This window comes from Micromonospora sp. B11E3 (genome assembly GCF_039871625.1).
Classification (GTDB): Bacteria; Actinomycetota; Actinomycetes; order Mycobacteriales; family Micromonosporaceae; genus Micromonospora.
The window spans coordinates 1-900 of record NZ_JBDPMC010000232.1 but is presented as its reverse complement, the minus strand read 5'-3'; the positions used below and the strand labels follow the sequence as shown (position 1 = coordinate 900).

General features: G+C 67.3%; 1 protein-coding gene. It reads right to left on the bottom strand.

Annotation, left to right across the window (positions count from 1 at the left end; all coding sequences use genetic code 11):
• Positions 1-43: 43 nt before the first annotated feature.
• Positions 44-703, bottom strand: coding sequence for a TetR/AcrR family transcriptional regulator (locus tag ABGB16_RS33830; RefSeq protein ID WP_347672115.1), 660 nt, complete (start codon positions 701-703; stop codon positions 44-46).
• Positions 704-900: the final 197 nt, after the last annotated feature.

Genomic DNA, 900 nt, shown 5'->3' with positions numbered 1-900 from the left:
ATTTCCCCGCTGAGCAGCGAACGAGTCCAGGCGCAGGCCGGAATCAAGGGGCGGCTGGCCTGCCGGACGAGTCGGACGCCGGCGGGATCAATCCGTGGAACACCAGGTCGAGCATGCCCAGCAGGGCCTCGCGCAGGTGGAACGGGGGCGGGTCGGTGATCCAGCGCTCCAGGATGGCGAAGTAGGAGGTGGCGATGATCAGCCCGGCCTGGGCGGCGTCGACCTCGGCGCGGACTTCGCCGGATCGCTGGGCCTGCTCCACCAGCTCGGTGAGCTCCCGGGCCAGGTAGGTGTTGCCGAAGGCGTCGGTCGAGCGGATCGCGGAGCCGATGAGTGCCACGGTCTCGTCCCGCGCGCTCTCGCTGCTGTCCGCCAGCTCGATCATGTACTGGGTCAGCACCTCCTTGAGTGAGTGGTCGTCGAGGCGTGCGGCTCGCACCGCGTCCAGGGCGCGCCGGCGCCGACGCGCGCTCCACTCGTCGAGGAAGGCGGACTTGCGCTGGAAATGGTTGAAAACGGTCGCACGAGCAACCGAGGCCCGTTCGGAAATGTCCTCCATTGTCGTACTTTCGAAACCCTGCTCCACGAACAGCCTGATGGCGGTCGCATAGACGCGCTCCCGTCGAAGGGCGCGGTTGCGGTTCCTGCCATCGCGCAGTGTCTCCAGCGGTTCTGGTTCGGTTTCAACGTGTCGCGGGCTCATGGCCAAAGTAAAGCAGCCGCCGGAGCCGCCCTGCTTGACTCGGGTTCCGCCGGAGTCCTACAGTCACGGCTAGTTGGACTGGGATCTAACTACTCTTCCGGCTGGGAGGCGCCTTCATGCGGTTGGTCACCTTCGACACCGGCGCCGGCGCCGAGATCGGCGTCCTCCACGGCGATCTCGTGGTGCGCCCGGCCGCC